Below are 24273 nucleotides of genomic sequence, written 5' to 3' on the forward strand. Positions count from 1 at the left end.
CGCTACCGACGATCGCCCGTGGACTCGGCTGCGGCGACCGCAGTGCGCAGGCGCGCCCGCTCCTTGTCGATCCACTGCTTGTCGGAGTACGCGGCGGCGAACGTCTCGGCGAACTCCACCGGATCGTCACCGATGATGTCGTGCACCGAGGCGCCGTCGAGCGCTGCGCGTTCCCACAGGTCCGCGTGGTCCGCGACCATTGCGGTGAGCACCGATCCGTCGCTGATCATGCCGTAGTACAGGAAGTAGCGCTGCAGCGCTCGGGCGACGTCCGAGTACGGCGCGGGCAGCGCCTCGATGCGTGCTGTCGCGGCCTTGTACTGCTTCTTCTCTTCGAGAGAGCCCGTGAGCGTCTCGATCCATTTCGCGGTCATGCGTGTGCTCCATTCGTGCGGAAATCAGGGTTCGTGCCGGGCGCCGAATTCGCGCCGGGCGCAGGGGTGGGTTGGGTTCCTGGGTTCACCGGAGCGCGCAGTCCGTCGATGTGCGCGGCGAGAAAGTCCCAGGACTCCCAGAACTCCGCGAGCCGTGCCCGCCCCGCATCGCCGAGCGAGTACACCTTGCGCGGCGGGCCTTTCTCCGAGGGCACCTTCTCGACCGAGACGAGCCCCTTCTGCTCGATGCGCACGAGCAGGGCGTAGATCGTGCCCTCGGCGATGTCTTCGAAGCCGCGTTCTCGCAGGGACGCGGTGATCTCGTATCCGTACGCGGAGCGCTCCGCGAGTATCGCGAGCACGATCCCCTCGAGGGTGCCCTTCAGCATCTCGGTCATCTGCGTGGCCATGCGCCGCCCCTAGCTACTCGGTGTTACTGACTACAGCTAGAGAGTAACACTAGGTACCGCTACTCTGCAACACTTACTACCGCTTCTTTTCGGACGGGGACGGGACCGTTGCAGATCTCGCCCGAGCTCATGGCGCGGCGTGCCACGGCCGCGGCACAGGCGCGACACGGGCGCGACACAGGCGCGAGTGGGCGCTTAAGGCTCAGGAGGTGACGTGCTCCAAGCGGTAGCCCATCCCGGCCTCCGTGATGAGGTGGACGGGATTGGCGGGATCCGCCTCGATCTTCTTCCGCAGCTGCGACAGGTAGAGCCTGAGATACCCCGTGTCTTCGATGTGCTCGGAACCCCAGATGGAGGTGAGCAACGTCTGCCGCGTCACGAGACGGCCCGGGTTGCGGATCAGCAGCTCCAGAACCTGCCACTCGGTCGGGGTGAGTCTGATCTGCTGCTCCCCCTCCGGCGAAGAGCGGGTGACGCTTCTCGCCGCGAGGTCGACCGTGACGTCGCCGAGCCGCACCACGGGCACCGCTGCATCGCGCACCACGCGTCGCGAGAGCGCCCGGATGCGAGCCAGCAGTTCCTCGATGGCGAACGGCTTCGTCACGTAGTCGTCGGCGCCGGCATCGAGCGCGTCGACCTTGTCGGCGGCGCCCGCCCGACCGGACACCACGAGAATCGGCGCCTGCGACCATCCCCTGATCGCCTCGATCACTTCGATGCCGTTGAGCATGGGCATGCCGAGGTCGAGCAGGAAGAGGTCTGGGCGATGGTCGATCGCCGCCGCGATCGCCTGGGCGCCGTCTGCGGCGACGAACACGTCGTATCCCTTCGCGGTGAGCGTGATGCGCAGCGCGCGCAAGATCTGCGGATCGTCGTCGGCGATGAGGATCTTCATCAGCTGAGGTCTCCAGACGGTGCGAAATCGGACACTGGCACGGCGGGCGTCACTGGGAGCGAGACCACCATGGTGAGGCCCCCGCCCGGCGTGTCTTCGGGCAGCAGCGTGCCGTGCATCGAGTCGACGAACCCGCGCGACAGGGCGAGCCCGAGTCCCAGCCCAGTCGAGTTGTCGGTATCGCCGAGGCGTTGGAACGGTACGAAGATGTCGTCGTACTTCTCCGCCGCGATGCCCGGCCCGTGGTCGATGATGCGGATCTCGAGGCGATCGGCGAAGGTGCTCGTGGTGACGAGCACGCGCTCTCCCGCGGGGCTGTAGCGCGACGCGTTCGCGAGCAGATTCACCAGAACGCGCTGCAGCAGCACGGGATCGGCCTGCACCGAGGCGTCCCCGTGCTGCAGCGCGAGCGACACCTCGTTCGGCCCCATCCCGAGTTCGTCGAGCGCGGGGGCGATCACGGATTCCGGGTCGGTCGAGGCGACGCGGATCGACAGCGCCCCGGCTTGGATGCGCGTGACGTCGAGCAGGTCGGTGACGAGGGCGCCGAGCCCGTCCAGGCTCTCGGCCGCGGTGTCGAGGAGTTCGCGGCGGTCGTCGGCGCTCAGGGAGATGCCGGCCGCTCGGAGCCCTCCGATGGCGGCGGTCGCGGCGGCGAGCGGGCGGCGCAGGTCATGGCTGAGCGCTGAGAGCAGGGCGCCGCGCACGCGGTCGGACGCCGCGATCGGCTCGATCTCGCGCGCCGTGCGCTCGAGCCGGCGATGTTCGAGCGCCGCCGAGAGCTGCGATGCGACGACGGTGAGCAGGCGGCGCTCGGAGGCGGCCAACTCGGCGCCGCTGAGCTCGAGCGTCGCGTCGGCTCCGACGGGGATCTCGATGCCGTCGCGGGAGGGCGTCGTCGGCTGTCCGGATGCGGCGAGCTCGGCGCCCGTTGCATCGACGAGACGTGCGCCGCGGAGCCCGAACGCCTCCCGCGTGCGATCGACCAGGGCCTGCAGCGCGTCGTCGCCGCGCAGCACGCTGCCGGCGATGGTCTGGATGAGCTCCGCTTCGGCGGCCGACCTGCGCGCCGCACGCGTGTACCTCGCCGCGCGGTCGACGATCACGCTCACGAGCACCGCGATGACCACATACAGCGCGACCGCGAGCAGGTGGAGCGGCTCGTGGATGTGCACGGCGTACAGGGGCTCGATGAAGAAGAAGTCGAGCGTGAGGCCGGAGAGCACCGCCGCGAAGAGCGCCGGCCAGATGCCTCCGACGAGCGCCACGAGCACGACGAGCAGCTGATAGCTGAGCACGTCGCTCGTGATCGAGTCGTCGCTGCGCACCGAGGCGAGCAGCCACGTGAGCAGCGGGCCGCCGACGATCGCGAGTGCGAAGCCGAGCAGTCTGCGCCGCGCAGTGAGCGCTCCGGTGCGGCGCGGCAGGGCGAGGCGGCGCACGCCTTCGGCGTGGTTCACCATGTGCACGTCGATGTCGCCCGATTCTCGCACCACGGTGGCACCGATCCCCGGCCCCGTCAGCGCCGCAGCGGCACGACCCCGCCGGCTCGCGCCGAGCACGAGTTGGGTCGCGTTCACGGAGCGCGCGAACTCGACGAGCGCTGTCGGCACATCCTCGCCGATCACCTGGTGGTAGGTGCCGCCGAGTTTCTCGACGAGGGCCCGCTGCTGGGTGAGCGCGGCGGGGTGCTCCGTGCGCAGCCCGTCCTGGCTCGAGACGTGCACCGCGAGCAGCTCGCCGCCGGCCGAGCGCGCGGCGATCCTGGCCCCGCGTCGGAGCAGGGTCTCCCCCTCGGGCCCTCCCGTGAGCGCGACGACGACCCGCTCGCGCGCCTCCCAGGTGCTGCTGATGCCGTGCTCGGCACGGTATCCCTTGAGCGCCTGGTCGACTTCATCGGCCAGCCACAGCAGCGCGAGCTCGCGCAGTGCGGTGAGGTTGCCGATGCGGAAGTAGTTGGAGAGCGCCGCGTCGATGCGTTCGGCCGGGTAGACGGTGCCGCTCGCGAGCCGGTCGCGCAGGGCCTGCGGGGCGAGATCGACGACCTCGATCTGGTCCGCGCCGCGGAGAAAGCGGTCGGGCACGGTCTCGCGCTGCGGGGCGCCGGTGATCTGCTCCACCACGTCGTTCAACGATTCGATGTGTTGGATGTTGAGTGTCGAGATGACGTCGATCCCGGCTGCGAGCAGCACGTCGACGTCCTGCCAGCGCTTCTCGTGCGCGCCGCCGGGCGCGTTCGTGTGCGCGAGCTCATCGACCAGGGCGACGGTCGGATGCCGTTCGAGCACGGCATCGAGATCCATCTCCTCCAGGGTGACCCCGCGGTGCGTCACGGTCGTGCGCGCCACCTCTGGAAGTCCGTCGGCCATGGCTGCGGTCGCCGCGCGTCCGTGCGTCTCGACGAAAGCGATCGCCACGTCGACGCCGTCGGCCCGGATTCGCCTGGCCTCCTCGAGCATGGCGAACGTCTTGCCGACACCGGGGGCGGCGCCGAGCAGCACGCGGAGACGCCCCCGTTTCGTCATCGTCACTCCTCGGATTCGCCGGACGACCCGCTGGGCTTCGCGTCCTGCTGCTCATCGAGCTGCGATTCGGTTGCCGGTGCGGGGTGCGCGGCGTCGAGCGCCACGTTGAGCTCCAGGATATTGACTCGTGGCTGTCCGAGGAATCCGAGATCCGCCGAACTCGTGTGCTCCGCGACGATCGATCGCACGTCGGCCGCATCGAGGCCTCGTGCTGCGGCGACCCGGTCTACCTGGATCTCCGCGTACGCGGGGCTGATGTGCGGGTCGAGGCCGGAGGCCGACGCGGTGACGGCGTCGGCGGGAACCGCAGCTTCGGAGACGCCGTTGAAGTCGGCGATCTCGGTGCGTCGCTCTTCGATCGCGGCGATGAGGTCGGCGTGTTCCGGGCCGAGGTTCGACCCGGAGGACGCGGCGCCGTCGTATCCGTCGCCCGCTGCCGAAGGTCGGGGCTGGAAGTACTCGGCCGACGGCGCGCCGTCGTCGTCGGCGAACGGCTGTCCGAGGAGCGATGATCCGACGACGTCGCCGCTCGGTCCGGTGACGAGCGATCCTGCGGCTTGCGCGGGTGCGACCAGGTGCGCGACGCCCGTGATGAGCAGCGGGTACGCGATGCCGAGGGCGAGTGTGCAGAGGGCCATTGCGCGGAGCGCGACGCCGAGCGTGCGGATCAGCGGACGACCGGGGAGACGAGTGCGTGCGTGCATGTGAGTCGCCTTTCTGTGAGGTGCGGAGCGGTGGGATGGGAGCGGGGTCGTCGCATGTCAGAACCCGGGGATCAGGCGGACGACCTGATCGATGAGCCAGATGCCCGCGAACGGGGTGATGAGCCCGCCGAGGCCGTAGATCGCGAGGTTTCGTCCGAGGATCTGCGAGGCGTTTCCGGCGCGGAAGCGGACTCCGCGCAGTGCGAGCGGGATGAGGAACACGATCACGATGGCGTTGAAGATGATCGCCGAGAGCACCGCCGAGGCCGGCGAGTGCAGCCCCATGATGTTGAGCACTGCGAGTTGCGGGAAGACGCCCATGAACATCGCCGGGATGATGGCGAAGTACTTGGCGACGTCGTTCGCGATCGAGAATGTCGTGAGCGCGCCGCGAGTGATGAGGAGTTGCTTGCCGATGCGCACGATGTCGATGAGTTTCGACGGGTCGGAGTCGAGGTCGACCATGTTGCCGGCCTCTTTCGCCGCTGAGGTGCCCGTGTTCATCGCGACCCCGACATCGGCTTGAGCGAGCGCCGGCGCGTCGTTCGTGCCGTCTCCGGTCATCGCGACCAGGTTGCCGCCCTCCTGCTCCTTGCGGATGTAGGCGAGTTTGTCTTCGGGGGTCGCCTCCGCGAGGAAGTCGTCGACGCCGGCCTCGCGGGCGATGGCGGCTGCGGTGAGCGGATTGTCACCGGTGATCATGACGGTCCGGATCCCCATCGCCCTGAGTTCCTCGAACTTCGCGGGGAGGCCCTCCTTGACGACGTCCTTCAGGTGGACGACGCCCAGGATCCGCGCCGGGCCGCCGGGGCGCTGCTCGGCGACGACCAGGGGCGTGCCGCCGCTCTGAGAGACCTCGGCGACGCGCTGCTCCAGTTCGACGCGCACCGGCTCGGGAACGCCGTTCGGGGCCCCCGCCCCGTTCGACTCCCCCGATTCCTCGGCCGCCTCGACCCAGGCGAGGATCGCCGACCCGGCACCCTTGCGGATCCGCGTGCCGTCGGGGAGGTCCAGCCCCGACATGCGGGTCTGTGCGGTGAAGGGCACGATCTCGCCCGACGGTGACCGGTCGAAGCGTCCGCCTTCCGCGTCGGCGAGTTCCACGATCGAGACCCCCTCGGGTGTGGGATCAGCGAGCGACGACAGTGCGGCCGCGTCGATGAGCTCGTGCTCTCGCACTCCGTCGAGTCGCAGGAACGCGCTCGCTCGGCGGTTGCCGTAGGTGATCGTCCCCGTCTTGTCGAGCAGCAGCGTCGTCACGTCGCCCGCCGCCTCGACCGCGCGCCCCGACATGGCGAGCACGTTGCGCTGCACGAGGCGATCCATCCCCGCGATCCCGATGGCGCTCAGCAGGGCGCCGATCGTCGTCGGAATCAGGCACACCAGCAGTGCGACGAGCACGGTCACGCTGACCGGCGCCGCCGCGTAGCTCGCGATCGGGTTCAGGGTGAGCGCCACGACCACGAAGATGATCGAGAGACTCGCGAGGAGGATGTTCAGGGCGACCTCGTTCGGCGTCTTCTGGCGGGCTGCGCCCTCGACCAGCGCGATCATGCGGTCGACGAAGGTCTCGCCCGGCATCGACGTGATGCGCACGACGACGCGATCGGAGAGCACTCGCGTGCCGCCGGTGACCGCCGATCGGTCGCCGCCGGACTCGCGCACCACGGGGGCCGATTCGCCCGTGATCGCCGATTCGTCGACCGAGGCGATCCCCCAGACGATGTCGCCGTCACCCGGGATCAGCTCGCCGGCCTGCACGACGACGTGGTCGCCGAGACGCAGATCCGAAGAGGCGACCGGCTCCAGCTCGGCGCGCTGCGCCGCCGCGTCGCCGGTGGCGTCGTAGTGCGCGATGCGCTGGGCAGTGGTGGTCGACCGGGTCTGACGCAGCGAATCTGCCTGCGCCTTCCCGCGCCCCTCGGCGACGGATTCGGCGAGATTGGCGAACAGCACCGTCACCCACAGCCAGAGGGCGATCGCCCAGGTGAAGGCGCCCGGCACCGGGGAACCGCCCGAGTCCTGCGGTCCGCCGAGGAGCGGCTCCGCCACGGCGAGCACCGTGGTGAGCGCCGCCCCGACCCACACGATGAACATCACCGGGTTGCGCCACTGCTGGCGGGGGTCGAGTTTTCGGAGAGCGCCGGGAAGTGCGGCGCGGAGCATGGCGATCATGACATCAGCCCTTCAGCCAGGGGACCCAGCGCGAGAACGGGAAAGAAGGTGAGTGCGGTGACGAGCACGGTCACCGCGGTGAGCATGCCGATGAACAGCGGCCGGTGGGTGGGCAGTGTGCCGGCAGTGGTCGGCACACGATCCTGCGCCGCCAGCGAACCGGCGAGCGCGAGCACGAGCACGATCGGCACGAAGCGGCCGAGCAGCATCGCGACGCCGAGGGCGCTGTTCATCCAGGGTGTGTTCGCAGTGAGTCCGGCGAAGGCCGAGCCGTTGTTGTTCGCCGCGGAGGTGAATGCGTAGAGCACTTCGGAGAGGCCGTGCGTCCCGGGGTTCCAGATCGACGTCGAGACGACGTCGTCGCGCACCCCCGGCAGCGCGAAGCTCAGCGCTGTGCCTGCGAGCACCAGTGTCGGCGTGACGAGGATGTACATGGCCCCGAGCTTGATCTCGCGAGTGCCGATCTTCTTGCCGAGGTACTCCGGCGTGCGGCCGATGAGCAGGCCGGCGATGAAGACGGTGATGATGGCGAGCACGAGAATGGCGTAGAGCCCCGATCCGACGCCGCCTGGCGACACCTCGCCGAGCATCATGTTCAGCATCGGCAGCATCCCGCCGAGCGCGGTGTACGAGTCGTGCATCGAGTTCACGGCCCCCGTCGACGTTCCCGTGCTGGTCGTCGCGAACAGCGTCGACCCCACGATGCCGAAGCGCCACTCCTTGCCCTCGAGGGCGCCCCCGGCGAGCTCGGGCGCCGTTCCGCGACCCGCGCTCTCGAGCAGTGTGAGGAGGGTGAAGGATGCGAGGTACAGCACCCCCATTACGCTCACGATCGCGACGCCCTGGCGAGGATCGCCGACCATGCGCCCGAATGCACGCGGCATGCTGAACGGGATCAGCAGCATGAGCACGATCTGCACCAGACTTGTCCACGGCGTCGGGTTCTCGAACGGATGGGCCGAGTTGGCGTTGAAGAATCCGCCGCCGTTCGTTCCGAGGAGCTTGATCGCCTCCTGGGAGGCGACGGGGCCGCCGGGAATGCTCTGCGTCGCCCCGGTGAGCGTTGTCACATCGGTGAATCCGGCGAAGTTCTGCACGACGCCGCCCAGCGCGAGCACGACGGCGGCGAGCGTCGCCAGGGGCAGCAGCACGCGGACCGTGCCGCGGGTGAGGTCGACCCAGAAGTTCCCGATCGTGCCGGAGCGGCGCGCGGCGAAACCGCGCACGAGCGCGATCGCGACCGCCATGCCGACGGCGGCCGAGACGAAGTTCTGCACGGCGAGGCCCGCGATCTGCACGGCGTATCCCAGCGTCTGCTCGGGCGAATACGACTGCCAGTTCGTGTTGGTGACGAACGACGCCGCCGTGTTGAACGAGAGGTGCTCCGACGGCGCGGGGAGACCGAGGGCGTAGGGCAGCCACGGCTGCAGCCGCTGCAGCGCGTACACGATGAGCACGCCGACGGCGGAGATGACGAGCACGCCGCGCAGGTAGGCGCGCCAGGTCTGCTCGGTCTGTCCGTCGACCCCGATGATGCGGTAGATGATCCGTTCGACGCGCCAGTGCTTCCGAGACGTGTAGGTCCAGGCGAGGTAGTCGCCGAACGGCCGGTAGAGGGCGACGAGCACGAGTGCGACGGTCGCGATCGATGCGAGCGCCAGGAGCGCGGTGGTGGTGGCCATCAGAATCGCTCGGGTTTCACGAGCGCGACGATGAGGTACGCGAGTGCGCCGAGGGCCAGCACGGCGGCAAGCAGTTCGAAGACGATCACAGTCGTTCCACCGCCTTGCCCAGCACGCCGATGAGCGCGAAGACCGCGATCATGCCCAGTACGGTGACCAGATCCAACACGGGATCTCCAATCGAGAAGCGCCGACCGATGCTCCGGCCGGGGGCCCGTCCATCGGGCTCATCTCCTGATCGAACACCCGCGGCGCGGGGCGCCGGGCGATCCTCACGGAATCCATACGGCGTTCGCGCGGATGCTGACGCAACGCTCACGGGCGGTGCGAGCACATTCGGGATCGGGCCCGATCTCGGGGCGGTGCGCGATCAGCGGGAGCCCCGAAGTCGGCGCCGGCTTAGCGGACGGGCGGCGGCGCGACGATTCCGTGCATGACTTGGTCGACGATGCCGCGCAGGCGCTGTTCGCTGTGCACCGTGCCGGTGAGCGCCGCATACGCGGTGATCGCGATGAGGTGATCGGCGAGCAGGATCGCGTCGACGCCCTCTCGCAGCGCGCCGTGCGCGGCGGCGCGCTCGATGAGCTGCTGCACCCAGTCGCGGATCGGAGCCACGAGGCGCTCATTGAGCGCCGCCCCGACGGCCGGGTCTGAGGCGGTGACGGCGATCAGCGCGCGAGCCACTCCGAGACCCTCAGTTTGCTGGAGCTGTCGCGAGGAGGCCGTGAGCCAGGCGAGCAGATCGTTCGCGAGGTCGGGGGCGTCGTCGCCTGCTGCAGTCGGTCGCGGGAGGGATGCCGGCAGTACCCCTGCTACGAGCGCCTCACCCAGAATGGCCGCCTTCGTCGGCCACCAGCGATAGATCGTCTGCTTCGAGACCTCCGCGTCGGCTGCGAGCTGCTCGATGGTGAGCGCCTCGTACCCCGCTCCGGCGACCGCGCGTCGCATCGCGGCGAGCACCGCCTGGCGGGCGGATTCACTACGAGGTCTCGGCACGCAATCAGGCTACCCGGGTGTAACGTGTTTCATTAGTGGACGCACCGTTGCGAAACATGCTTCGCGCGCCTCCCCTCGCGCCCGCTCCCACCGAAGGAGACATCATGGCACTCACCGCTCAGTCCAGCATCGGCGATTGGCTCGCAGATCCGGCGGGAGGCGAGCTCGTGCGCGGGCTCCTCGCGCAGTCCGGGGCAGACCCCGACTCGCTGGCCCCCGTGCTCGGGCTCCCCCTCCAGCAGCTCGTCGTCCTCAGCCAGGGCGCGATGCCGCAGTCGGTCGTCGACGACCTGGTGCGCGCGGCGAACGGCGGGGAGATGCCCGATGCGCCCGCGGCGACCGGGTGGAGCGAGCGCGTCACCCCCGGCAGATTCGACGGCAAGACGGTCATCGTGACCGGCGCAGCGTCGGGCATCGGCAAGGCGACGGCTTCGCGCATCGCACGGGAGGGCGGCCGCATCATCGCCTGCGACATCGCGGCCGAGAAGCTCGACGCACTCGTCGCGGAACTGCCCGCAGCCGACATCGTCGCTGTCGCTGGCGACCTCACGCAGCAGGACGCGATCGACCGCGTGATCGCAGCGGCAGGCCAACGGATCGACGGGCTCGCGAATGTCGCCGGCATCAACGACGACTTCTCGCCGGCGGGCGAGACGCCCGACGCGGTCTGGGATCGGGTGATCGCGATCAATCTCACGGCGCCGTTCAAGCTGATTCGCGCGGTACTGCCGGCGATGGAGGCTGCCGGGCACGGCGCGATCCTGAACGTGGCGAGCGAGGCCGCGCTGCGTGGAAACGCTTCGGGCAACGCCTACACGGCGAGCAAGCACGGCATCGTGGGCGTCACGAAATCGGCGGCGTTCATGTACGGGCCGAAGGGCATCCGCGTGAACGCAGTCGCCCCCGGCGGTGTCGCCACGGGCATCCCGATGCCGCCGAACATGTCGGAGGAGGGCTCCGCTCGACTGGCCCCGTTCCAGCAGACCATTCCCACCATCGCCACGGCCGAGCACCTCGCCGCATCGATCACGTTCCTGCTCTCCGACGACGCGGTGAACATCAACGGCGCGATCCTCGCATCGGATGGGGGCTGGTCGGTGCAGTAGGCACGAGCCGGATCAGCCAGAAGCCTGCCGCAGCTGCTCGACGAGCGCGGCGACGCGTTTCACCCGCGTCTCCGCCCGCACGGCGGTGACGATCGGGTGGAGGGCGCTGTAGCGCGCGCTCCGGCTCAGCGCGTCGAAGGCGGCCCGCGCGGCCGGCTCGGCGGCGAGCGCGCTCGTGAGCTCCTCGGGTTCGACCATGCTCGCGGACCCGGCGTAGGCGCGCTCCCAGCGCCCGTCGGCCTGTGCCCGCGCCACTTCCGCCCGCCCGCGCGGGCGCAGCAGCCCCTCGCTGTCGAGCCGGGCGATGATGTCGACGTTCCGCTTCGACCACATCGAGCGGGCTCGCCGCGGAGTGAAGCGCTGCTGAAACGTCGCGGCGTCGCGCGACTGCTTCTGGCCGTCGATCCACCCGCTGCAGAGCGCCACTTCGAGCGCCTCCTGGTAGCTCAGCGACGTCGGCGCGGTGGTGCCTTTCTTGGCGAGCACCACCCATCCGCCGTCGTGCGCGTCTTCGTGGACTTCGAGCCAGGCGCGCCACGCCGCCGCGTCCGCGAAGATGAGCGGCTCGGCAGCAGCTTCACTCTCCGACATCGAGAATCACCTTGCCGAGATGTCCGCCCGCGCGGAGCACCTCGTGCGCCCGTGCGGCGTCCGCGAGCGGCACGCGGGCGTGCACGGGCAGCGTGACTTCGCCGTTCTCGAGCAGCGGCCAGACGAGCTCTGCCGTCCGCTCGAGGATCCGCTGCTTGTCGTGCGGCTCGCGCGAGCGGACGGTGGTGCCGATGACCCGGGCGCGCTTGCCCATCAGGGCTCCGACGTTCAGCTCGCCGGTCGCGCCTCCCATCGTGCCGATGATGACGAGCCGCCCGAACTCGCGCAGCATGGCGACGTTGTCGTTCAAGGCGGGGCCGCCGATCACGTCGAGGATGATGTCCGCTCCGCCCGCCTCGCGAACCGCCGCCACCACGTCGGTCGTGTGCCGGTTCCATGCTTCGCTCGCTCCGAGTCGTCGCACCTCGTCGACGGCCGCGTCCGATCCGACCGTCGTCAGCACACGCGCTCCGAGGGCGCTGGCGAACTGGATCGCGAAGGTGCCGATGCCGCCCGTGCCGCCGTGGATCAGCACGGTCTGGGGCTCGGGGGCCGCTCCCCCGTCGCCGCCAGCGGGCTCCGCCCGCAATCCGCCCTCGATCACGAGGTTCGACACCACGGTCGCCGCCACCTCGATGATGCCGCCGGCCTCCGCGAGCGAGAGCGCCGGCGGCGCCGGCAGCACTTGCGCTTCTGGCACGGCGACGACCTCCGCGTATCCCCCGCCCGCGAGCAGCGCGACGACGGCCTCGCCGGTGTCGCGGCGGCGCCCGGACACTTCGAGCCCCGGCAGTTCGGAGGCTCCGGGCGGGGGCGGGTACTGGCCGGCCGCCTGGGCGACGTCGGCGCGATTCACCCCCGCAGCGACGACGTCGATGAGGATCTCGCCGTCGCCTGCTGCCGGTTCGGGCACGTCGGCGAGTTCGAGCCGGTGATCTGCTGTGATGACGATGGCGCGCATGCCTCAACGCTAGACCCGGCCGCCCGCCACCGCTAGCGCCCGGTGACCAGCATGTCGGCGAACCCGGCGACCCGCTGCTGCAGGCGCTCGATGCGCCGCTCCCGATCGGCCGCCATGTCGAATCCGTCGTACGGCACGGGCGGGTCGGTGCGCACGACCCAGGAGCACTGGAAGTTCCGGCAGACGAGAGTGCCGACGGTGTTGCCCCGGCGGCCCGATTCGCCGACGCGGCGCGCGGAGAAGAACACGACCTCGTTGATCAGCCGCGCGTCGCGGCACCACTCGCAGATCTGCCGTCGCTGCGGCGATGCGTCGGCCTGCCGCAGCAGGATGCCGGTCGGGGTGCCGTCGGGCGCGGGCAGCACGACATAGGCGCGCTTGGCGAATTTCGGATCATGCCAGCCGAAGTAGTCGAGCGCATCCCAGTCGCGGGCCTCGAGGTCTTCGGGGAGCCCGGCGACGGAGACCTCTTTCCGTGAGGCGTTGACGAAGCTGGAGCGGATGGATGCCGCGGTGAGCGGGAGCATGGGAGAACCTGTTCGTACGGGGCGTTCCGAGGTGCGGCCGCGGCAGAGGTGCGCGGCGAGCGACGGCGTCGGAAGAGGCCGGTGTGTGATGGGGAGCGCGCCCGGATCGGGCGCGGAAGCGCGTCTCGGCGGGGCCGCACCTGCGGCTCGCATCGCCGAGCGATCGATCAGCTGTCGAGGGCGGATGCTCCGCCGCCGACCTCCTGACGCCCGAAGGCCGTCTGCTTCGTACCGTTCACCCGACCACGGTAGCATGCGGTCAGCACCGCCGCGATCGAGAAGGAGTACCATGCCCAGTGAATACGACGTCATTGTGATCGGTGCCGGCCCCGTCGGCGAGAACGTGGCAGACCGGGCCGTCCAGGGCGGTCTCACGGTCGCGCTGATCGAGGCCGAGCTCGTCGGCGGCGAGTGCTCCTACTGGGCGTGCATGCCGTCGAAGGCCCTGCTGCGTTCGAGTGAAGCCGTGCGCGCCGCCGGCCGACTGGAGGGCGCGAAGCAGGCCGTCACTGGCCCGGTCGACGCAGCTGCGGTGCTGCGCCGTCGCGATGCCTTCACGAACGGGTGGGACGATTCGGGCCAGGTCGAGTGGGTGGCGAGTGCCGGCATCGACCTCGTGCGCGGTCACGGAGTGATCTCGGGCGAGCGAGAGGTCACCGTGCGGTCTGCGGAGAGCGCGGCGACCGAGGCGGCGAGCGAGCGCGTGCTCAGCGCCCGGCATGCCGTCGTCGTCGCGACCGGCTCGGCGGCGCTCCTTCCCGACATTCCGGGACTCGCCGAATCGAGCCCCTGGACGAACCGCGAAGCGACCAGCGCAGAGCAGATCCCCTCGCGACTCGCCATCATCGGCGGGGGCGTGATCGCGGCCGAGCTCGCCACCGCCTTCGCGTCGCTCGGTTCGCACGTGACCGCTCTCGTGCGGAGCGAGCTGCTCTCGGGCCAGGAGCCGTTCGCCGGCGAACTGGTCGGTGCGGCGCTGCGCGAGCTCGGCGTCGACCTCCGTCTCCGCACCTCGCCCGCGTCGGTCGAGCGCGGCGACGACGGCGTGGTGCGCGTCACGACCGACGACGGCGATGTGGTCGAAGCCGACGAGATCCTCGTCGCAACCGGCCGGGTGCCCCGCACCTCCGACCTCGGCGTGGAGCGGATCGGACTCGAGCCCGGTCGCTGGCTCGAAACCGACGACACCTTGCTCGTGCTCGGCGCCGACGGCACACCCCTCGCCGGCGACTGGCTCTACGCCGTGGGCGATGTCAATCACCGCGCGCTCCTCACGCACCAGGGCAAGTACCAGGCGCGTGCGGCCGGCGACGCGATCGCCGCCCGCGCGAACGGCACTGCGCTGCACGATGAGCGCTGGGGGCGCCACGTCGCGACCGCCGACCACGCCGCGGTGCCCCAGGTCACATTCACCGATCCGCCCGTCGCCTCGGTCGGATTGACCGCGGCCGAAGCGGAGAAGCAGGGCGTCTTGACGCGGGTCGTCGACTTCGAGATCGGCAGCGTCGCCGGTGCGAGCCTGCACGCCGACGGGTACCGCGGCACGGCGCGCATGGTCGTCGACGAGGATCGCGGGGTGCTCGTCGGCGCGACCTTCGTCGGCTCCGACGTGCACGAGCTCCTCCACTCGGCCACGGTGGCCATCGTCGGCGAGGTTCCGCTCGAACGGCTCTGGCACGCGGTGCCGTCGTATCCGACGATCAGCGAGATCTGGCTGCGGCTGCTCGAGACGTACGGGCGTTCGAACGAGCAGGTCGAGCAGTAGGGCGATCCTGCGCCAGGGTCACGCGCCGGTGGTCGGTAGCGCCTCGGCCTGCGCTTCGGCCTCGGGCTCGCTCACCGCTCGCTCCCCCGGCGGGAGTCGCTTCATGTCTTGCGCGGGGAAGACGACCTTCTGCACGATGATGATGACGCTCGCCGCGACGGGGATCGCGACGAGCGCGCCGAGAATGCCGCCGAGTGCACCGCCGCCGACGGCTGCGATCACGACGAGGGATCCGGGTACGGCGACCGCTCGGCTCATGATGCGCGGGCTCAGCACGTATGCCTCGATCTGCATGTAGACGAGATAGTAGATACCCGCGATGAGGGCGGTCGTCGGCGAGTTCACCAAGCAGACCGCGGTGATGATGATCGATGCGGAGAGCGTGCCCACCAGCGGGATCAGCGATCCGACGAACGCGATCAGCGCCAGCAGCGCCGGGAGCGGTGCATCGACGATGCTCAGGAAGATGAGGCTGAGCACACCGTTGCAGAGCGCGAGGCTCACCTGCCCGATCACATAGCGTCCGACCGCACCCGAGACGTCTTCGAGCAGCTCCCGGAAGCGGGGTCGGTGGTAGGCGGGCACGAATCGCACGACGAGCCGCTTCATCGCCCGCATCGATGCCATGAAGTAGAGGGTCAGGATCAGCACGATGATGACCCCGGTCACGCCGCCCGCGATGCCGGCTCCGACCGCAACGATGCCGCCGCCGATCTCGCCGAGGTTCGTGGGATCCTGCAGGAAGTCGAGCGCGCCCGAGATGGCATTGTCGAAATTCGTGCCGAGCTGATCGGTGAGCCACGCGTACCAGTCGGAGTGGATGACGTCGCCGACCATCTGCGGGGCGTTCTCGACCAGGTTGCCGATCTGCTTCACGAGCACCGGCACGATCGCGAGCAGTATGCCAGCGCAGGCCAGGAGCACTCCGCCGACGACGACCGCGACCGCCGCGCCTCTCGGCAGCCGACGCTCGATGCGCGACACGATGGGGTCGAGACCGAGCGAGAGGAAGAGGGCGACGCCGACGTAGACGAGCACTGTGCCGAGTTGCCCGATGATCGCGCCGATGAGCAGCGCGACGAGCACCCCCAGCGCTCCGAGCAGACCGAAGGTGAACGGATTGATACGCGCGCCGTTGCCCCACGGGATGTACCCCGGGCTGGAGGCCGCCGTAGTCGGCAGCTCATCTGCGCCGACCTTGTCTGCGCCGTCTTTCGCAGTCCACCACCGCAGCATGTCGTTCCCCCTCGTCGCGGCTCAGAGCTCAGCGCCGCCTGCTGCCAGTGGATCACTCGGCAGGGTCCGGGTCAAGCTCATCCCGTTGTGGGTCGCCGCGTGTCGCGCTACCGTTGGCCGCAACGACGCGCGCACGGGTGCGGTGGTTCGGAGGAGCGACGATGGCGCAGCAGCAGAACGACGGCGATGGATTCTCCCGCGAAGAGCGCGCCTCGATGCGCGCACGAGCCGCGGAGCTGCAGGCGGAGGCGAAACGCGCCAAGAACGCGGAGAAGGCGGCAGCGGAGGCGGCGGAGGTCGCAGCCAAGATCGAGTCGATGCCCGATGAGGACCGGCGGATGGCCGAGCGCGTGCACCGGATCGTGGCCGAGGAAGCCCCCGGCCTGGCTCCGAAGCTCTACTACGGTCAGCCCGGCTACGCGCGCGACGGCAAGGTGATCGTGTTCTTCCGCAGCGGCCAGATGGACAAGCTGCGCTACTCGACGTTCGGGGTGAGCCCGCACGCCGAACTCGACGAGGCGAGCGGATTCCGGCCGACCTCGTGGGCGCTCATCGAACCGACTGACGCCGCCTGGAAAACGCTCACCGAGGTGGTGCGCCGGGTGTCTTCGGACTCATAGCCGCTGCTCCCCCGGTGCTCCGCGCTCCCCCGAACCAGGGAGACCGGGTGAAAGCGGGGGTGATTTCTCCCAGAACATGAACGCGCATGTTTCAGCTTCCGCTAAGTTTCACGCGGGGAGTGAGCGATCACGACTTGATCATTGATGATTCAGACATGACGATCGCTCGACATGTCGCACGGGTATCTGGGAGCACATGTTGTCAACCATCGGCGTGCCGCACACACGCACGCACCGTCTGCGATCGCGCGCCAGCCGCGTCATCGCCATCGCCGCTACGGCTGCGATCGCATTCTCCGGGCTCGCGCTCGGCACCGCGCAGCCCGCTCAGGCCGCGGTCGAGAGCATCCAGTTCGAGGCGCCGAACAACAACCGCGTCGTGCTCGGCGATCTCGCCAGCCGCTCGCAGCGCGGCGCGGTGTCGATCAGCGGCATCGGCCCGTACACCGTGCGCGGCACCGACGCGAAGTCGAAGGAGCCCTACGAGTTCGTGACCGACGTGAACTACGGCGACTCAAGTTACCCCGCGTGGCAGCACGAGGGGCAAGAGCGCACTCTAACGAGTCAGGGCTACTCCTCGAACCCGAGCATCGCCTTCGGCGGCCGCTCGGGTGTGATGCAGATGCAGTCGAGCCTGGGCTGCACGTTCGGCAACGATTGGGACGGCATACCGGCGTACTGCTCGTCGTTCGGCCCCGACGTGTACTCGAAGCCGTTCGATGCGAAGCTGGGGCAAGCGGTCTCGTTCGACTGGGCCGCGGAGAAGCAGTCAGACGACTACGAAATCTACGCATTCCTGGTCAAGGTGGACGGTACGGGATACGGCACTGAAGCCGACCACACCTTGATCGCTTACGGACGCGGTGGCACCCAGAACTGGACGACGACCAGCAAGGTGATTCCCGCGGACGGCACCTACCGCTTCCGCTTCGTGAACGGCAGCTACGACCGCACCGGCGGTCTCGCTCTGGGCTCCTACATGTACGTCGATAGTGTGCTCAAGCTCGGGCTCGCGAACCCGATCGACTTCGATCAGCTCTCCGACCACGTGGTCACGGATGGCGCACGAACCGTGAGCGCGACCGCCCCGGGCGGCGCCGTCACATTCAGCACGAGCACCACGTCGATCTGCGCGGTCAACGGCAGCACGGTGACCTTCACCGGCAACGTCGGCACCTGCACGATCGTCGCGAACCAGGCCGGCAACGCCGAATACGTGCCCGCGGAGAGCACCGCCCGCTCATTCCGCGTGCTCGCCGCCCGCACCGCGCCCGTCAACGCCGGTCTGCCGTACTTCACCGGATCCCTGACGGAGGGCAGCACCATCTCCTTCGACGAGGGCACCTGGCTCGACGGCGGCTCGCCGATCACGGAGACGCGCGTGCAGTGGACGCAGTCGGCGAACGGCGCGGCGGCCACCCCGATCGCAGGCGCGACCGGCGCGAGCTGCTACCTCGTCGAGTCGTCCGGCAGCCAGCTGCGCGTCAGCGTCACGAAGGTGAATGCCATCGGCCAGACCACGCAGGTCTCGGCACCGCTCAACGGCTTCACCTGCGGCGCTCCCGCGGCCCCGGTCTGGAACCAGCAGTCGCTCGGCAACCCCGTCGTCGGAACCCCCGTCTCGGTGGCGTTCACCGCGAGCGGGGCGACCAAGCCGACGTACTCGGTCGTCGACGGCGGACTGCCAGACGGCCTCACCCTGAACGCGACGACAGGCGTCGTATCGGGCACCCCGACCACGGCCGGCGACTACACCTTCACGCTGCGCGCCACGAACCCGACCGGCACCGACGACCTCATGGTCACCGGAACCGTGAATCAGGCGCCCGGCGCGATCACCGGTGCACCCGGGCAGTTCGTCGTCGGCACCGCCGCAGCGGGCGCCGTCGCGGCGACCGGCGCCCCCGCGCCGAGCTTCACCATCACCGCTGGCGCACTTCCCGCGGGCGTGACGCTCGACCCGAAGACGGGAGCGTTCTCGGGCACCCCGACGGAGTCCGGGGCGTACGCGTTCACCGTGACCGCTTCGAACGGCATCGGGACGGCGACGACGCGCGAGTTCACCGGGACCGTCGAGCAGGCTCCGAACTGGAACGTGACCGTCGGCTGGAGCCCACAGGTCGGCGAAGCGCTCGACGTGACCTTCACCGCTGCCGGCACTCCGACGCCGACCTACTCGATCAGCTCGGGCGAGCTGCCCGACGGGCTCACGCTCGACGCGGCCACGGGTCGCGTCACCGGCACGCCCACCACCCCGGGCGCGTACTCCTTCATCATTCTCGCGTCGAACACGCAGGGTACGCAGGGACTCAGCGTCTCCGGCACGGTCACCGCGGCTCCGGGCGCGATCACCGGTGAACCCGGGCACTGGGTCGTGGGCGCCGACGCGATCGGCACCCTGCAGGCCAGCGGCACCCCCGCTCCCGTCTACCTGGTGACTGCCGGCAAGCTGCCCCAGGGCGTCTCGCTCAACCCCATCACGGGCGAGTTCAGCGGTTCGCCCGTTGCTGCAGGTGAGTACTCCTTCACGGTCACGGCGTCGAACGGCATCGGCAGCACCACTACCCGGGAGTTCTCCGGCGTCGTGGATCAGGCACCGGTGTGGGACGCTCACGAGGGTCTCGCGCTCCAGACCGGAGTCGTAGTCTCTACGATCTTCACCGCGACTGGAACCCCGACTCCCACGTACTCGATCCTGTCGGGCGCGCTGCCGGAGGGGCTCGTGCTGAACGAGTCGACGGGCGAGATCACGGGCACGCCGACGACACCCGGCTCCTACACGGTGACGCTCGGTGCGTCGAACGGCATCGGCGATCCCGTGCCGCTCGAACTCACCGGCATCGTCACCGCAGCCCCCGTCTGGGTCGACACGACCCTCGGTGGCCTGCGTGTGGGCACGGCGTTCGCCGACGGCGTCTTCGCCGAGGGCACTCCTGCAGCGACGTACTCCGTCACCGCCGGCTCCCTCCCATCCGGGCTCGCCCTGAACGCCCTCACCGGTGCGATCACGGGTACGCCGACGGCGTCCGGCGCGTTCGCCTTCACGGTCTCCGCGTCGAATGGCGTTGGCGCAGCGATCTCGCACGAGTTCACGGGCACCGTCGTGAAGTCACCCGCGCACGCCGCGGGGAGCGCGGTCAAGCTGCCGCAGCTGCAGCAGGGCAAGCACTTCGAGATCGATCTCAGCGAGGGCGTCGATTCGGATCCCGCGCCGACGTACCGCGTCTCGAGCGGCCTGCTGCCCGAGGGCGTCTCACTCGATCCCATCACGGGAGTCCTGAGCGGTACGCCGCTGCATGAGGGGCCCTACTCCTTCATCATCACGGTCGACAACGGAACGGGCGAACCGCTCACCTTCGCGTTCGAAGGATACGTGGAGGCTCCGGCTGCCGGGGCAGCAGCACCCGGTGGATCGGGAGCCGCTGACGGCGCAGGATCGGGCAGTGCCGGATCGGGCGACGCCGGCCTGGCCGCAACCGGAACCGACACGGCTCCCATTGCCGCCCTCGGCGCGATGCTGCTGCTGGCCGCCGGCCTCGTGGGCGGACTGACGCTGACGCTGCGGCGCCGACGCACCATCGGCTAGCGGCGCGCCCCTCCCCGGAGGGCCGCTCCGACGGCAGTGCCCCCGGAACCGTTCTGGTTCCGGGGGCACTGCCGTCTCTCGGCGACGTCTCGTGATTACTCGGTGACGTTCGTCATCGTCGCCCGCCAGAAGAGATCTTCGACGTCTTCCGGGCTGACGCGGAACTCGCCGCCGCCGTCGGCGCTGTTGCCCGGCCCCCACGGGTTGCGCATCCATACGCTTCCGTCGGGGTCGATGCGGGTGATGACGTAGGAGTGCGAGGTCACGACGTCGACGTCACGCGAGTTGCCGTCGGCGTCGGTGACCGTGATCTGGTGATCGCCGCTTCTCGGCGACGAGATCACGACCTGCCCGCCGTCGTCGAGCACCTCTCTGAGGTCGTCGACCTGTTCGGGGTCGAGCCCGGCGTAGTTGCTGTTCTCGATCACGTCGACGGGGTGACCGGTGATGATCTCCATGGCCTCGGCCGGCACTCCGCCGTCGATGAAGTCGTACCCGTACTCCTGACGGATCGCCGCCTCGTACAGCGCCGCGATCGAGGGCTTGTCGCCGCCGAAGATCCACCAGTCCCAGTCGCTCTGCTTCGCCCCGTTGTCGAAGACGTGCTCGACGAAGACCTCCTGCGGCTCCCCGTTCGAGTAGAGCGTCACCCAGTACCCCTCCTTCTCGGGGTCCCAGCGCACGTTGTCGCGAATGAACTCGTCGCCCTCGTCGCTGTCCAGCAGCGACACGATCGAGCTGAGCATGAAGCAGTCGCCGATGCTGCCCTGCGCGACGTCATCGGGGTCGAATGCGTCGTCGTCGAGGATGTTGTCCGAGACGCGCTCGTCGGGATCCTCTGGATCGTTGAACCACCCGAACGGATCCCACCAGGGTCGGCCGTCGCCCTCCTCGCCGATCGCGGCACGCAGTTCATCGGCCGCCGTCGACGCCGCCTGCTGCACCTGCCCGAGCGCGCCGAACGCGGCGAGCTCCGCGCGCGCAACGGAGAGCGCTGCCGGAATGTCGAGCGGGTTGCTCCGCAGCGCCCGGGCCGCGCGATCCACATCGCCCTGGGCCTCGTCGTACTGCGACTGCGCCTCCCGCTGGACGGCCGCGTACCGGCGCAGCGTGCCGGCCGCCCTTTCGAGCGCGTCCGCGATGCGCAGGCTTTCGGGCAGCGTCTCCGAGGCAGCAGCGGCGTATGCGTCTGCAGCGGCACCGGTCCAGGTGTCCGGCCGCGCACGCGCGGCCTCGTTCCGGGCGCGCTCTGCGGCCTGCGCCCCGGTGTGCAGCGCAGCAGCGGCGGCCTCGACGGCCGCCGGATCGCCGAACGAGCTCACCACAGCCGCCACCTCAGTCGCACGCGCTCTGCTGCACCCTCGGCATCCGCACCCTCGGCATCCGCACGGTCGACATCCGCACCCTCGGCATGCTGGCCCTCGATTCCGACGACCTCGACGACGCAGAGCGCATGCACGCGCGCCCGATCCCCGACGGCCAGCGTCGCGTCCGAGGGGCCGAGCACGCGCACCGAGTGACCGGGCTCGACGGATGAGACGCCGACCATCGTCCCGCAGATCCGAGACTGCGTGCCCGCGACCACCGTGCGCTCGATCCCGGCGAAGCCGAGCCACCCGACGGCCACGACCGCCCCTGCGACGGCGGCCCCGCCGACGATCACGGCGATCCTGCGCCCGCGGCTCATGCGTCCGGCTCCGCGACCTCGATCGCTGCGGCGGTCTGCGTGCCATCCGGGCTGACGAAGATGTCGACGACGTGCACCGACCCACCGCCCGGCAGGGCCGCTGACTCGCCGGGGCCGAGCTCGACCGTGGTGCGGCCCTCCCGGCTCGAGATGCCGAGGCGTGCCGCGATTCCCCCGCCAGCGTCGGACGGCCGCAGCTTCGTCGCGATGAAGCCGATCGAGCAGCTCGTACCGCGCCGTTGCGCGCCCTGCCGCAGCAGCTCGGGAGCCCCGGTCACCGGAGCGGCCCATCAGTGCGGGGCGCGTCGGCGCCGCCACCGACCATGTCGCTCCCTGCAGCACCCGCGGCCGCACCGAAGACCGCACCGTATCGCCCGATTCCGGCGACGAGCTCGTCTTCGACCGCGCTCATATCGTCGAGGGTGTCGCGCACCCCCGTGTCGAGCGCCGCCCACCGCTCAGCGAGTCGGTCGGCCTCGCGGCGCATCGCCGCTTCGAACGATGCGACGGCGCTGCCGAGCACCTGCGGCCCGAACGCCGCCGCGCCCGGCAGCTGCGGAACAGCCTCACCGACGTCTTCTGCAGCGGTTCGCAGATGCTTGCGAATGGTCGCCACGTCGTCGGCATCGATCGCGATCGTCACGCTTGCCCTCCCCCGAGTTCCCTGCGTGACATCATACGGCGACCGTCACGCCTCGTCGTCGACCCCGCTCACGTCGGGGTGCTTGCGCAGGCGCAGGATCGCCCAGGCGAGCCCGCCCCACAGAATGCCGATGGAGAGCGCCATCATGACGAGTGCGCTGGTGGTCATCGTGTTCCCCCTGAGTTTCGGCGAGTGGCTGAGGCTTCCTTGGCGACCGTGATGAGATCGTTCATCTCCGTGTGCAGTTGCTCGGGTTCATCGGGAACGAACGTATCGGCATCGGAGCGGCGGTACCTGCGGTAGCTCATCGCGAACGAGAAGATCGCGAGCAGGGCGATGGCGCCCCACCCGATCGTCGTGATGAACCAGGTCGGGAACCCGCCGTAGCCCTCTGTGAGGTACTCGGCGACGCCGCGCACCAGGATGACCGCGAGAATCACGGGGGTCACCGCCGTCACGGCGATCGTCCACACCCGGCCGAGCTTCAGCGACGACAGGGCGTTGAGGTGCGAGCGCAGGCTCGGTACGGCGCGGAACACCCACGCGACGAGCACGAGCGTCGCGACGGCCGAGCCGGTGACGCCGATGTTGTTGACGAACGCGTCGAGCACATCGAGGACGTTGAGCCCGGACGACGTGCCGAACAGCAGCACGGAGGGGATGCCTGCCGCGAGACCGACGGTGACCGCGACGCGGCGGGTCGACCAGCCGGTCTTGTCCTGCAGCGACCCGGTGACCACCTGGTAGATCGACAGCAGCGACGAGAACCCGGCGAGCACGAGCGATCCGAAGAACAGCACCCCCATGAAGGCGCCCGCCGGCATCTCGCTGAGGAGTGTGGGGAACGTCATGAAGGCGAGCGCGACACCGCTCAACCCTTCGAGGTCGTCGATCTGCACGTTCTGCGAGTAGGCCAGGAACCCGAGTGCCGCGAACACGCCGATGCCCGCGAGGATCTCGAACGCGCAGTTCGCGAAGGCGACGACGAGGCCGGAGCCGGCGAGGTCGCTGCGCCGCTTCATGTACGAGGAGTACGTGAGCATGATGCCGAAGGCGATCGAGAAGGAGAAGAAGATGTGGCCGTAAGCGGCGAGCCACACCGCGGGATTCGCGAGGGCGGCGAAGTCGGGTTCGAAGAACTGATTGATGCCGTCCCAGGCGCCGGGCAGCGTCATCGCGTAGACGACGATGATCACGAAGACGATGACGAGCAGCGGCAGCGTGATGCGGTTCGCGCGATCGAGACCGCGGCGGAGCCCCAGCGACATCACGATGATCGCGGCGATCCACACGATGAGCAGTGTGATGAGCACGGCGGGCACGAAGTCGAAGGTCACGCCGGGCGCCTCTGCGAGCTGCAGGTACTCGCCGGTGAAGAAGCCGACCGCGTCGTCGCCCCACTGGCGGCCGAAGCTGAACCAGACGAAGCCGAGCGCCCAGGCGATGATCACCGCGTAGTAGGTGAGGATCAGGAAGGACACGCCCACCTGCCACCAGCCGAGCGGCTCTGCCTTGCGATTGAGCCGCTTGAAGGCGAGCGGCGGCGCCGCGCGGTACTTGTGGCCGATCGCGTAGTCGAGGAAGAGGATCGGCAGACCGGCGGTCAAGAAGGCGACGAGATACGGGATCAGGAACGCCCCGCCGCCGTTCTCGTAGGCGACACCGGGGAATCGCCAGATGTTGCCGAGCCCGACGGCCGAGCTGATGGCCGCGATGATGAAGGCGCTGCGCCGCCCCCACGTCTCGCGTTCGGGCGCACTGGTCTTCACCGATTCAGTCACGCAGATACG

The 24273-nt window shown here is 69.6% G+C and carries 24 protein-coding genes; 4 read left to right on the plus strand and 20 right to left on the minus strand.

The genetic code is table 11. The features are described from left to right. Positions 1-2: 2 nt before the first annotated feature. The 10 genes from JSQ98_RS06670 to JSQ98_RS06715 all read right to left on the minus strand — a co-directional run bounded on the left by JSQ98_RS06670 (position 3) and on the right by JSQ98_RS06715 (position 9761). Positions 3-374, minus strand: a complete 372-nt coding sequence (locus tag JSQ98_RS06670) for a DUF1048 domain-containing protein (protein WP_211648907.1) — start codon at positions 372-374, stop codon at positions 3-5. Further along, positions 371-784: a PadR family transcriptional regulator gene (locus tag JSQ98_RS06675; RefSeq protein ID WP_249290767.1), complete on the minus strand. Its 414-nt coding sequence runs from the start codon at positions 782-784 to the stop codon at positions 371-373. Before JSQ98_RS06675 ends, JSQ98_RS06670 begins: the two co-directional genes overlap by 4 nt. Positions 785-986: 202 nt before the next feature. Next, entirely contained in the window at positions 987-1679 is a 693-nt protein-coding gene (locus JSQ98_RS06680) for a response regulator (protein WP_090151107.1), read from the minus strand. Next, positions 1679-4204 carry a DUF4118 domain-containing protein gene (locus JSQ98_RS06685; RefSeq protein ID WP_211648908.1) on the minus strand — a complete coding sequence of 842 codons (2526 nt, stop codon included), beginning with the start codon at positions 4202-4204 and terminating at the stop codon, positions 1679-1681. Before JSQ98_RS06685 ends, JSQ98_RS06680 begins: the two co-directional genes overlap by 1 nt. Positions 4205-4206: 2 nt before the next feature. Next, positions 4207-4908: a potassium-transporting ATPase subunit KdpC gene (kdpC, locus tag JSQ98_RS06690; protein WP_211648909.1), complete on the minus strand. Its 702-nt coding sequence runs from the start codon at positions 4906-4908 to the stop codon at positions 4207-4209. Between the two features lie 57 nt (positions 4909-4965). After that, positions 4966-7083 carry a potassium-transporting ATPase subunit KdpB gene (kdpB, locus tag JSQ98_RS06695; RefSeq protein ID WP_211648910.1) on the minus strand — a complete coding sequence of 706 codons (2118 nt, stop codon included), beginning with the start codon at positions 7081-7083 and terminating at the stop codon, positions 4966-4968. Beyond that, complete coding sequence (gene kdpA / locus JSQ98_RS06700) at positions 7080-8765, minus strand: potassium-transporting ATPase subunit KdpA (RefSeq protein ID WP_211648911.1); 1686 nt, start codon at positions 8763-8765, stop codon at positions 7080-7082. Before kdpA ends, kdpB begins: the two co-directional genes overlap by 4 nt. Next, positions 8765-8854, minus strand: coding sequence for a potassium-transporting ATPase subunit F (locus tag JSQ98_RS06705; protein ID WP_090151121.1), 90 nt, complete (start codon positions 8852-8854; stop codon positions 8765-8767). The genes kdpA and JSQ98_RS06705 overlap by 1 nt, the downstream gene beginning before the upstream one ends. Continuing rightward, positions 8851-9084 carry a hypothetical protein gene (locus tag JSQ98_RS06710; protein ID WP_211648912.1) on the minus strand — a complete coding sequence of 78 codons (234 nt, stop codon included), beginning with the start codon at positions 9082-9084 and terminating at the stop codon, positions 8851-8853. The genes JSQ98_RS06705 and JSQ98_RS06710 overlap by 4 nt, the downstream gene beginning before the upstream one ends. A gap of 80 nt (positions 9085-9164) precedes the next feature. Next, positions 9165-9761 carry a TetR/AcrR family transcriptional regulator gene (locus JSQ98_RS06715; RefSeq protein ID WP_346728730.1) on the minus strand — a complete coding sequence of 199 codons (597 nt, stop codon included), beginning with the start codon at positions 9759-9761 and terminating at the stop codon, positions 9165-9167. A gap of 104 nt (positions 9762-9865) precedes the next feature. Here JSQ98_RS06715 and JSQ98_RS06720 point away from each other — a divergent pair, with 104 nt between their 5' ends. Then, a complete protein-coding gene (locus JSQ98_RS06720) occupies positions 9866-10867 on the plus strand; it encodes an SDR family NAD(P)-dependent oxidoreductase (RefSeq protein WP_211648913.1) in 1002 nt (333 codons plus the stop codon). A gap of 12 nt (positions 10868-10879) precedes the next feature. Here the strand turns inward: JSQ98_RS06720 and JSQ98_RS06725 are convergent, their stop codons facing one another. From JSQ98_RS06725 to JSQ98_RS06735, 3 genes are read right to left on the minus strand one after another with little or no spacing between them, the layout of a single operon-like run. Next, positions 10880-11458, minus strand: coding sequence for a YdeI/OmpD-associated family protein (locus tag JSQ98_RS06725; RefSeq protein ID WP_211648914.1), 579 nt, complete (start codon positions 11456-11458; stop codon positions 10880-10882). Continuing rightward, positions 11445-12419, minus strand: a complete 975-nt coding sequence (locus JSQ98_RS06730; protein WP_200331279.1) for a zinc-binding dehydrogenase — start codon at positions 12417-12419, stop codon at positions 11445-11447. The genes JSQ98_RS06725 and JSQ98_RS06730 overlap by 14 nt, the downstream gene beginning before the upstream one ends. A gap of 32 nt (positions 12420-12451) precedes the next feature. Further along, positions 12452-12946, minus strand: coding sequence for an FBP domain-containing protein (locus tag JSQ98_RS06735; protein ID WP_200331277.1), 495 nt, complete (start codon positions 12944-12946; stop codon positions 12452-12454). Between the two features lie 289 nt (positions 12947-13235). Between JSQ98_RS06735 and JSQ98_RS06740 the strand changes: the two genes are divergently transcribed. Further along, positions 13236-14711: a dihydrolipoyl dehydrogenase family protein gene (locus tag JSQ98_RS06740; RefSeq protein ID WP_211648915.1), complete on the plus strand. Its 1476-nt coding sequence runs from the start codon at positions 13236-13238 to the stop codon at positions 14709-14711. Positions 14712-14729: 18 nt separating this feature from the next. On the opposite strand, the gene JSQ98_RS06745 is transcribed toward JSQ98_RS06740, so the two are convergent. Continuing rightward, positions 14730-15947, minus strand: a complete 1218-nt coding sequence (locus tag JSQ98_RS06745; protein ID WP_211648916.1) for an AI-2E family transporter — start codon at positions 15945-15947, stop codon at positions 14730-14732. Positions 15948-16108: 161 nt separating this feature from the next. Between JSQ98_RS06745 and JSQ98_RS06750 the strand changes: the two genes are divergently transcribed. Both JSQ98_RS06750 and JSQ98_RS06755 read left to right on the plus strand, forming a co-directional pair. Beyond that, positions 16109-16567, plus strand: coding sequence for a DUF1801 domain-containing protein (locus JSQ98_RS06750; RefSeq protein ID WP_211648917.1), 459 nt, complete (start codon positions 16109-16111; stop codon positions 16565-16567). Between the two features lie 196 nt (positions 16568-16763). Continuing rightward, positions 16764-20153, plus strand: coding sequence for a beta strand repeat-containing protein (locus JSQ98_RS06755; protein WP_211648919.1), 3390 nt, complete (start codon positions 16764-16766; stop codon positions 20151-20153). A gap of 95 nt (positions 20154-20248) precedes the next feature. Here JSQ98_RS06755 and JSQ98_RS15235 read toward each other — a convergent pair whose 3' ends face one another. The 6 genes from JSQ98_RS15235 to JSQ98_RS06785 are packed head-to-tail and all read right to left on the minus strand — an operon-like array spanning position 20249 to position 24264. Further along, positions 20249-21478, minus strand: a complete 1230-nt coding sequence (locus tag JSQ98_RS15235) for a C2 family cysteine protease (RefSeq protein ID WP_211648921.1) — start codon at positions 21476-21478, stop codon at positions 20249-20251. Continuing rightward, the gene (locus tag JSQ98_RS06765) at positions 21472-21840 is read right to left on the minus strand and encodes a hypothetical protein (RefSeq protein WP_211648923.1); all 369 of its coding nucleotides are present in this window, start codon (positions 21838-21840) and stop codon (positions 21472-21474) included. Before JSQ98_RS06765 ends, JSQ98_RS15235 begins: the two co-directional genes overlap by 7 nt. Further along, entirely contained in the window at positions 21837-22118 is a 282-nt protein-coding gene (locus JSQ98_RS06770; RefSeq protein WP_090151158.1) for a hypothetical protein, read from the minus strand. The genes JSQ98_RS06765 and JSQ98_RS06770 overlap by 4 nt, the downstream gene beginning before the upstream one ends. After that, a complete protein-coding gene (locus JSQ98_RS06775; protein WP_090151161.1) occupies positions 22115-22483 on the minus strand; it encodes a hypothetical protein in 369 nt (122 codons plus the stop codon). The genes JSQ98_RS06770 and JSQ98_RS06775 overlap by 4 nt, the downstream gene beginning before the upstream one ends. Before the next feature lie 45 nt (positions 22484-22528). Continuing rightward, positions 22529-22651 (minus strand): methionine/alanine import family NSS transporter small subunit, encoded by a 123-nt coding sequence (locus JSQ98_RS06780; protein WP_090151163.1) that lies wholly within the window; start codon positions 22649-22651, stop codon positions 22529-22531. After that, on the minus strand, positions 22648-24264 hold the full coding sequence (locus JSQ98_RS06785) for a sodium-dependent transporter (RefSeq protein WP_336662427.1): 1617 nt from the start codon (positions 24262-24264) through the stop codon (positions 22648-22650). Before JSQ98_RS06785 ends, JSQ98_RS06780 begins: the two co-directional genes overlap by 4 nt. Positions 24265-24273: the final 9 nt, after the last annotated feature.

The organism is Leucobacter manosquensis (genome assembly GCF_018304845.1).
GTDB lineage: Bacteria > Actinomycetota > Actinomycetes > Actinomycetales > Microbacteriaceae > Leucobacter > Leucobacter alluvii.